The organism is Vibrio makurazakiensis, from assembly GCF_050337375.1.
Taxonomy (GTDB): Bacteria; Pseudomonadota; Gammaproteobacteria; order Enterobacterales; family Vibrionaceae; genus Vibrio; species Vibrio makurazakiensis.
Genome location: NZ_JAKJSW010000185.1, coordinates 1 through 8,407 on the forward strand (window position 1 = coordinate 1; position 8,407 = coordinate 8,407).

An 8,407-nucleotide genomic window follows, 5' to 3' on the forward strand; every position below is an offset into this window, starting at 1 on the left:
ATTCGATAGAGCTTCGCTCTGTTTGCTAAGCCTGTTAGTGCGTCATGGTGAGCTAAATGTTCCAAACGCTCCATCTCTTTAACGTTTGATAAGTCGGATAAAATCAAAACCATGTTGTAGCCCTGGTTCTTCTTATCAGTAACAATTCTGTTCACTTTGACAAACATTGGAACCATACGACCTGATTTATGTTTTTCCCACACTTCCCCTTGCCAATGACCATAGTTTTGGACTGAATCGATAATCGTTGGCATAAGTGATGAAAACTGACGCCAAGCAAAAACTTCAAGGGGTGTTTTACCTACCAACTCTTCAGATTCAAAACCAAGTAATTTGGTCGCTGCTGGGTTAACCATCGTAATAGTGCTTGATGAATCCAAAACCACGAAGCCATCTTGGCTATTTTCAAACACACCGGCCGCCAATCGCTGACGTCCCATCGCGGTTTCAATTTCAGTTACATCTTGAATTGCAAACATCGTTTGGCCGGGCTTAGATAAACCACGCGAGCTCATTGTCAAAAATTGCTGATTACCAAAAACATCATGGCAATCTAGTAGTTGGTCATTGAGATCAGATTTTGAGTCAAGGGCACTTTGAAGTAAGTCAGGCTGCTTGGTGTTGATCAAGTCTTGGATGCGTAAATCATCTAAGTAAGCGGAAGTGCAGCGGAATACATCGCGGGTAGCCGCATTCGCATGAATAATATCCCCTTGGTCGTTGGTTACGATCAAGGCATGTTGGACGGTCTCAATAACTTCATCTGCGAATGACTTTTCTTGCTCAAGCTTATCTAAGGTGAAAAAGACTTGTTTTTCGCGCTGCTCTAAGCGTTGCAGCATGGTATTAAACGCGTTTACCAAGTCACCAATTTCATCCTGCGATAAAGCGGAAATCTTGGGTATGTTCCCTCTTCTTTCGACAAACGCTTGCATTGCTTCGTTGAGTTGGAAGACAGGTTCAATAATAAAGCGTTGGACTAGTTTATAAAGCAACGAACCTAATAACGCCAATAGTCCCAAATAGATAACAGCGTTCTTAACTATAAATGACAAAATTTCTTTGAAGCTTTCTGTCGAGATTGTCACTCTCAGGAACGCAATTGTTGTATTTTCTAATACGACAGGTACGAGCAAAAATATGTACTGTTCAGAGATAGAAAACTTCTGTTTTTTGATCTCTGCTCTCTGTGTTGCGTTAGGGATTGGCGGGGCTTCTCCTTCGCGCTGATACATCGCAAACAACTTATCTTCAGTGCTATACAGTTTGACCCGTACGATATCTTTGTCTGCACTAAAAGCTGACAATATTTCATTCGCTGAATCTGAATCATCAAACATTACCGCAGCTTGTAAGTTGTATGCCACGCCCTCGGCCAGTACTTTTACTCGCTGTACCAAGTTCTCTTTCTCTCGCTCATACGTGACACTGTAATTCATTAACTGCGTAGCCAAGAATGTAACGCCAATAAAGACTAATATTGGCAATAATATTTTGTTTTTCAGAGAGATATCTTTCATAAAAGACAGCATCACTTGTCCTCCATGACAGCAATACGAAGCAAATTTGAACCAATTGTATATTCATCTAAATGGGCGTTATTGATACTAATTCGTGGCTTTATTTTCTTGCCTGCTGATTTAAGTTCTATGACCCCACCTTTTTGAGCAAATCCAGCTTTATCACTGATAGTTAAAGTATGATCGTCAAAGTTATCAAGCATTGTGAGATTTTGATCAGATGAAAGGTAAACAATATCACAAGAGTTTGACTTGCCTGCTTTCACCAACTGTAAATTTAGACCGCGGATAACTTTATCTTTAATAATGGTTTTAAGTACACCTTCTATTTGTTTGTCTCCAATCACACAAAAAGATAAATTTTCCATTTGTTGTTCGTTATTCCAGCGAACAAAATTGGCTATACGGAATATATATACTGCTTTAATCTGATATGATTTGAACTCAGCTGCATTAACCGAATTCGTCAGTGTAGCCGTACCCAGTGTCATCAAAGTTAATAAAAACGCACACCACTTAGAATTCATGTGAAACCCTCACATAAACCGACTCTTCGTTCACAGACTCCCATGTTGACCAATCCGTTTTATATCCGTCATGTTGACCAATATTTTCAACTACAACTTCAAATAATGGTGCAGAGCTGTTTTTCTTCCAGCCTAGTCGTGCATCAAATGCTAGTTGGGAATCGAATTGTTCTAGTGGTTCTGGGTAATTAATGTTGTGATATTTACCGATGAGATCAATCTGTAGTTCATTCGATATGTTCCACATAATTTGAGCGGTAGAGATTTGCTCAGACTCAATTCCCATATTTTTAGCAGTTTCAGCATTAGCTAAAGAGCCTTCGTTGTGCTTCGCATCGACACTTAGGTAAGAATAACTTACATATGACGTAATATTTTCGACAAGCATATAAGTAGCACCAATTTCAGCACCGTAAGTATCTACAGTGTAATCACCTGATAGCTTATATACATATACTTGCTTGTGGTCTTGGTCTTGATATGAATAATCATGTTGGCGAACGTGTGAATGTTGGCTTATGAAGGTCGTTAGATCGACTTCAAAAGAAGATTCAGATTGAAATCGGTAACCTAATTCAGCGGTCACGACTGCTTCGTTATCTAAATCGTCACCACCACTATATTGCGCAATGTAGTACTCGGGGTTATTGACGTTACAAGTGAGGCTACCAACCGGGCAATATGTATAGGTTTGATAATAAGTAGAATCTGAATCCATATAGGAGGGTGACGCAACGGAACGCCCAATCCCAGTCCAAAATGAACTTTGTGGGCTGTATTGATACATGAAGCGTATTTGTGGAGACAACTCTGTAGAATTATTTTGCGTAAAATGTTCGAGCTTTAACCCTGCAGTCATGGAGATCGAGTCTGTTAAACCTTTATCTGATTGAATAAATATATTTAAAATTTCATCATTAGTTTTTTCAATCTCATACGCACGGGCGTAGTAACTCATATTGTCGAGATTTAGGTCTTGGTTCTGGCTTGAAGAGAAATCTAGCGTTATTAAGCGCGCGCCGCCACCATACGTCAGGTTGTGGTTTTCAGATAGCCTTTGATAAAAGGTCGCATCGAGGTCTATGGTTTTGTATGTGCCGGGCGCGTCTTTCGCTGTTTCATCGTTATACTCAGCCCAAATTGAATATTGACTGGAAATGGATTCAGTCACGGTATCGTTAGCCGTTAATTGAATATAGTAAGACTCGCTACTTGGCTCAAACTGCGACTTGTTTATATCGGTATAAAGCCCATTGTCGTATTCAAGTGTCCACCACTCTGTAGTGTATGACGACTTATATCCTCCAAAACGTATTGCCCAGTCATCTTGCTGATTTTCGATGGCGACACCAGCAGTTTCACTTTGCCAAATATCGTTATAATCTGTATGTCTCGGCTCATTCTTTTTCTTATAGAAGGCTTTGCTGGTTACATTGTCGTTAAGTTGGACGCCTTGTCGGACACTTAATTCATAGTTACTTGAACCTGACGTTAAGCCAGACACGTATGTCCCTAGAGTCTCGTTCGTTGACTTAGTAATAATATTAACAACGCCATTAACCGCGTTACCGCCCCAAATTGTACCGCCGGGACCTTTTAGAACTTCAATTCGCTCAATATCGGCGAGTATATAATCAACATTTGACCAATAAGTGCCACCGTAAACTGGGCTAAACAAACTACGGCCATCCATCATCACTAGCATTTTGTTATAAAGGCCATCATGGAAACCACGCGCAGAAACAAACCACTCAGTTTCACTGAACTTTGTGACTTTAAGGCCAGGAACAAGCATGAGCGCTTCTGCAATCGTTCTTGCACCACTGCGTTGAATGCGTTCGTTAGACAGTACATAAACAGAAGATGGAATGTCGGTAAGCTTTTGATTTGATTTGTTGGCCGTACCCATTTCAATATCAAGCATTGTGAGTTCTTCTAAACTCATAGACATTAAAAGATCCAGTGGCGCTTGCTCCGATTGTGCAACGCTAGAAGTAGATATCGCTGTAACGAAAATCAACGGGTGTAGTTTCATGATATAACCGATTTGAGAACATTTTACTGACTATTTAATCAGTGAACCATTCTATACAAAATGTCATCCCATTATTAATTTATAGTTAGAATATAGACAGTGATCACTGTTTAATAACTGTAATTATAAGAGTGTTTTAAGTTACAAACCTAAATGAGTGAATAGAAAGTGACAACCACAAGACTTCAGCTTAACTGTGACATGGGAGAAAGTTTCGGATCTTGGAAAATGGGTGAAGATGAACTCGTCATGCCATGGGTAGATATGGCGAACATTGCCTGTGGATTTCACGCTTCTGACCCTCATGTCATGGCCAAAACCATTAAGCTTTCGATTCATACGAATACGAAAATTGGTGCCCACCCAGGATACCAAGATTTACAAGGGTTTGGACGACGTTCTATTCCCCACACACCAAAGCAAATTACAGAGCTAGTAATTTATCAAGTAGGTGCTTTGCAATCGATCGCTCAATTTCAAAATACTGACATTGAATACATTAAACCTCACGGCGCACTCTACAATGATATGATGGCAAGTATAGAGGTTTATAAAGCGATTATAGAAGCCGCATCTTTTTTTAATTTGCCATTAATGATTCTAGCGTCTGGAGATAATCAGAAATATCTTGATATTGCTGATGACTTTGATGTGCCTCTATTATTTGAAGCCTTCGCTGATCGCGCTTATCTTGATAATGGTAGGCTCGCTCCCCGATCTAGTCCTAACTCTGTTTTAACCAACACCGATGACATATTTAATCAGGTAATGCAGTTAGCAAACTTTGGCAGTGTGACTACATTATCCGGCGGTTCATTGCCCATCGAAGCTGATACTGTTTGTGTGCATGGCGATAACCCACATTCGATAGCCTTGATTCAGAAACTCAGCCAGGCACTCAATATTAAGTGAGAGTGCAGAACTACTCGCTATTAATAAAAGTATTCAATAAATAGACCAATGGATGGTTAAAGATGACCCACTCGAACTTCAGCATTGATCCGATTGCAGAATGTAGCATCTTAATACGGTATCAACATGACTTTAATACCAGTCATTCAGTGCTGATTGGAGCTTTGTCTGATGAGATTCGTAGTAAGTTCGGGAGCTCGATTATGAACGTCACTCCATCGTATCAGACAATACTTGTTGATTATTTACCTTACAGAATCAGTGAAGTGTGTTTCGTTGATAAACTCGAAGGGCTAATCCATTCTTTTGAAGAAAACTTTACGGTAACGAATCGTAATAAAAAAACGCTCACACTCCCCGTTTACTATTCTACGGAAACGGCTTTAGATCTTAGCCGCTATACTGATAGAGGCATAAGTTTAGATCAAGTCGTAGAGCTTCATACTTCGACAGAATATATTGTCAGTGCAATAGGCTTTGCCCCCGGTTTTGCTTTTCTTTCTGATGTTGACCCAAAACTGGAAATGCCGCGTATTGAGACGCCTCGTTTATCTGTACCTCGTGGTAGTGTTGGAATCGCAGACAGTAAAACCGCTATTTACCCTTCAGAATCTCCGGGGGGCTGGAATATTATCGGCAATTGTCCGTTGTCTCTTTTTGACTTTTCGAATGCGACTTTAGAGYCACCCGATACTATTTCACTTTTCTCGATCGGAGACAGCGTTAAGTTCGAAGCAATAGATCGCTCTACCTTCCAAGAGTTGGGAGGACACATTAATGAAGAATAAATTGAAATGTAGCCTTACCGTTGTAAAGCCGGGCCAGTTAAGCTTAATTCAGGATTTTGGGCGTTTTGGCTTAAGCCATCTAGGTATTACTCAAGGTGGCCCTGTTGATGACTACGCATATAGTTGGGCAAACTATCTTTTAGGTAATTCCGTAAACCAATCAGCCATTGAGATTACACTAGGTCAAGTTGCATTCAGAATTAATCACGATTGTATATTGGCTTTATGTGGCGGTGATCTAAACGCAAAATTAGACAATCAAACTATAAATAACTGGAGTACTTTCAGAGCACATCGCGGGCAAACTCTGAGCTTTGGACTGCCTAAAAATGGGCTACGAGCATATTTAGCTATAAAAGGTGGTTTTGACGTACCTGTAACGTTAGGCAGCTCATCAACCGTTATACGCGATGGCTTAGGTGGATTTGAAGGCGGCACGTCGTTAAGCGCTGACTTAGATATCCCATTTACTCATCACTCTATCCCTGAAAAATTCAAACCTGTTTTCGTTACATTCAGGTTCAAACCGAACTACAACTTGCCTTTAAAGTTACGAGTCATTGAATCTTACCAATGCGATTCTTTTAGCGAAGAAAGTAAGTCAACGATCTATTCATCGGAATATATCGTTGATCAAAACTCGAACCGAATGGGATATAGGCTCAGTGGACCTAAAGTGAACTCTCCAAAAGCAAAACTGCTGTCTGAAGGAATCGCTTTAGGGTCTATTCAAGTCCCCGCTGATGGGCAGCCCATTATACTATTGAATGATCGCCAAACTATTGGGGGTTATCCGAAGTTAGGTTGTGTTGCGCGAATCGATTTACCAAGGCTTGCACAGGCTAAACCTGGTCAAAGCGTTGAGTTTGTAAAAGGTGATCGCCTAGGATTACAAGACGTATGGTGTCAGTGGGCCAACTTTTTTGGATACTAGAGCTTACCTTCCCTACAGATAATCATAGATAAAGTTATCGTTTAGACCGGTATAGTATTTAAGTATGCAGAGCTTTAACTCTGCATATGTGAGGTTCTTTCAACCGTGGCTTACTGTTAACTAACCTTAGTTTAGAACTTGTCTAAAAAAGCTCACATTGATGATTAAGAAAATAATTAATTGTGGGCAATACCCGAAACCTTGGCTAACGCTGCTGGGTAGCCTCTTTGTTCCGTCAGTTCTAAGGCATGTTGTAGAACTTGATCTAGATTAAATGACAACGTGACGCTGTGGGTCCCCTCAATACTGTTCATTTCATCAGCATTTTTACTACTGCGTTGAGAAAACCACTTAGAGTGAATCTTAGTCGCAGCTTCAAGTGCGGAAGATGCTTTTACCATTTCAATTCGAGCATAACGGTCACCACAGAAAGAGACATCTGCGGCTCTTAAACTAGGATCTGCCCCCGGTATTTGCTGCGCTCCAAATAATGGTTTTCCACCGACCTGTGCTTGTTCAAAGCTAGGTACAAACTGCGACATATGAGAGATCGCTGCTGTTGTTCGTTCTTCAAGCTGCTCTGCAGTCCAACCCGAAACAATCTTTTTAATCAGACGCTGTGGTAGCTTCGGCTGAGAAGAAATATCACAAGATGCGACTAGTCCATCTTCAAATAACGTGATTCCTTCCGTCATTCCATGTAATTGGAAATAACCGTCTGCGTAAGGGGTCAACTGTGCCATTCCTTGAGGCGTACCTCTAGGGCCATGGAAAATGACTTCAGGCCATTCTTGATTACACTTTGACCATTGGCTTACATAGGCCGCTTTGAACTCAACTAAGCGTTCCTGTTTTGAACCAACAATGTCGTCGACTAGACCTGTCTCAAACCCACTCGCGTTAATCAGATAATCAACGTTAAGGATTTGAGTGTTGCCTCGGGAATCACGGTAGTTTAAACACCAAGTATGACTGCAGCGACTTTCATTTTGTTCAACAGAAATAAGCTTAGAGTCGGTCAGAACTCTGCAGTTGTCTAACTGGCCTAATGAAAGCTGCGCGGTAGCGGATAGTCTAAAAACGCTAAGACCATACTCTTGAACCATGACCACTGGATACTTTAAAGCATCAAGATCAGCATATTGAGCAAAAGGAATACACCAGTCATCCAGAGAAAGTGGCGAATCGGGCTGCTGTTGTTTAGCAAGCTCTACCAGTTCAGCTTTACTGTATAACTTGTAGTAGTGTTCTGGTTCACCAAGAACCTTATTCAAAGCGTCTAATTCAACCAGTTCCTTGTAGGCTTCAGAGATAACTTTTAGTCTTGGTAAAAGCTCATCAGGTGAGCCCCCATCAGTTAAAGGAACAGCAATAACCGTTGGACGAATATTCAAAGAGTGCGGGAATAGCCTAACCGTATCTATAGATTGCCTCAGAAGCTCTAAACATTGCTCTTCAGAGATATCTCGATAAAGATTGCCGCCAGCATGTAGATGGCAGATCGGTGGGCCATTCACCAAACTTGGCCCTTTTTCAAGCAGTGTCACTTGGTAGCCTAATTCACTAAAGTGAATGGCACTTGTTGATCCGGCTATTCCTCCACCAATAATTGCTATAGATGGCTGAATTTTATCCAATTGTTTAGTTGTCATCGCATTCTATTGAAGTAACTTTTGCTCGCTATATTCTAC

7 protein-coding genes are annotated in these 8,407 nt (G+C 40.9%); 3 read left to right on the top strand and 4 right to left on the bottom strand.

Annotation, left to right across the window (positions count from 1 at the left end):
- The 3 genes from L4C33_RS17030 to L4C33_RS17040 form a co-directional block, all read right to left on the bottom strand.
- Positions 1 to 1,532: PAS domain S-box protein (locus L4C33_RS17030; protein ID WP_428813606.1), on the bottom strand; the 1,532-nt coding region annotated here is incomplete at its 3' end.
- Positions 1,532 to 2,047: a YfiR family protein gene (locus L4C33_RS17035; protein WP_428813607.1), complete on the bottom strand. Its 516-nt coding sequence runs from the start codon at positions 2,045 to 2,047 to the stop codon at positions 1,532 to 1,534. The genes L4C33_RS17030 and L4C33_RS17035, both read right to left, overlap by 1 nt.
- Positions 2,037 to 4,082 carry a TonB-dependent receptor plug domain-containing protein gene (locus L4C33_RS17040; RefSeq protein ID WP_428813608.1) on the bottom strand — a complete coding sequence of 682 codons (2,046 nt, stop codon included), beginning with the start codon at positions 4,080 to 4,082 and terminating at the stop codon, positions 2,037 to 2,039. Before L4C33_RS17040 ends, L4C33_RS17035 begins: the two co-directional genes overlap by 11 nt.
- A 168-nt stretch (positions 4,083 to 4,250) precedes the next feature.
- On the opposite strand from L4C33_RS17040, the gene L4C33_RS17045 reads away from it, so the two are divergent.
- The 3 genes from L4C33_RS17045 to L4C33_RS17055 all read left to right on the top strand — a co-directional run bounded on the left by L4C33_RS17045 (position 4,251) and on the right by L4C33_RS17055 (position 6,716).
- Entirely contained in the window at positions 4,251 to 4,994 is a 744-nt protein-coding gene (locus tag L4C33_RS17045; RefSeq protein ID WP_428813609.1) for a 5-oxoprolinase subunit PxpA, read from the top strand.
- Between the two features lie 62 nt (positions 4,995 to 5,056).
- Complete coding sequence (locus L4C33_RS17050; protein WP_428813610.1) at positions 5,057 to 5,782, top strand: 5-oxoprolinase subunit B family protein; 726 nt, start codon at positions 5,057 to 5,059, stop codon at positions 5,780 to 5,782.
- Entirely contained in the window at positions 5,772 to 6,716 is a 945-nt protein-coding gene (locus tag L4C33_RS17055; RefSeq protein ID WP_428813611.1) for a 5-oxoprolinase subunit C family protein, read from the top strand. Before L4C33_RS17050 ends, L4C33_RS17055 begins: the two co-directional genes overlap by 11 nt.
- A gap of 176 nt (positions 6,717 to 6,892) precedes the next feature.
- Here the strand turns inward: L4C33_RS17055 and L4C33_RS17060 are convergent, their stop codons facing one another.
- Complete coding sequence (locus tag L4C33_RS17060) at positions 6,893 to 8,368, bottom strand: FAD-dependent oxidoreductase (protein WP_428813612.1); 1,476 nt, start codon at positions 8,366 to 8,368, stop codon at positions 6,893 to 6,895.
- Positions 8,369 to 8,407: the final 39 nt, after the last annotated feature.

Bases quoted from the DNA above. Each gene is read 5' to 3' on its own strand.
- L4C33_RS17035 (WP_428813607.1), bottom strand. From the start codon at position 2,047: ATGAATTCTAAGTGGTGTGCGTTTTTATTAACTTTGATGACACTGGGT.
- L4C33_RS17040 (WP_428813608.1), bottom strand. From the start codon at position 4,082: ATGAAACTACACCCGTTGATTTTCGTTACAGCGATATCTACTTCTAGC.
- L4C33_RS17055 (WP_428813611.1), top strand. From the start codon at position 5,772: ATGAAGAATAAATTGAAATGTAGCCTTACCGTTGTAAAGCCGGGCCAG.
- L4C33_RS17060 (WP_428813612.1), bottom strand. From the start codon at position 8,368: ATGACAACTAAACAATTGGATAAAATTCAGCCATCTATAGCAATTATT.